Source organism: Lonepinella koalarum, from assembly GCF_004565475.1.
Lineage (GTDB): Bacteria > Pseudomonadota > Gammaproteobacteria > Enterobacterales > Pasteurellaceae > Lonepinella > Lonepinella koalarum.
The window spans coordinates 1-596 of record NZ_SRHX01000037.1 but is presented as its reverse complement, the minus strand read 5'-3'; the positions used below and the strand labels follow the sequence as shown (position 1 = coordinate 596).

At 41.1% G+C, this 596-nt stretch carries 1 pseudogene; it reads left to right on the top strand.

Going from position 1 to position 596, the window contains the following annotated elements:
* A pseudogene (locus E0709_RS12150) lies at nucleotides 1-596 on the top strand (hypothetical protein); the annotation flags it as partial.

Below are 596 nucleotides of genomic sequence, written 5' to 3'. Positions count from 1 at the left end.
ATTAACAATAACGGCACCATTTCCGGAGTGGCAAATGGTACATTATCTGCCACTTCAACCGAAGCAGTGAATGGTTCACAGTTATTTGCGACTAACCAAAATGTCACTAACAATACCAATAATATTGCCAATAATACAGCTAGTATTAATAAAGGCACCGTATATGGTGGTGATAGTGGTGATGCGTTCACTCTTAAATTAGGTGAGCAAGCCAATGTGAAAGGTGGAATAACTGACACCACTAAACTCAGTGACAACAATATCGGTGTAGTTTCTGACGGTAAAGACACCTTAATGGTTAAATTAGCGAAAGACCTAACTAACTTAACCAGTGCAACATTTAGTGATAGTGACACAGATAAAACTGTGATTAACAAAGACGGCGTGACCATTACTAATGGCACAAATACGGTAAGTTTAACCGAAACCGGTTTAAACAACGGTGATAATAAAATTACCAATGTGAGCGCCGGTGTCGCAGATACCGATGCGGTGAATATGAGCCAATTAAATGCGGTGAATGCCACAGCCAGTGCCGGCTGGAACTTAAATACCAGTGGCAATGCAACGGTTGCTAATGTGGCACCAAACAGTAC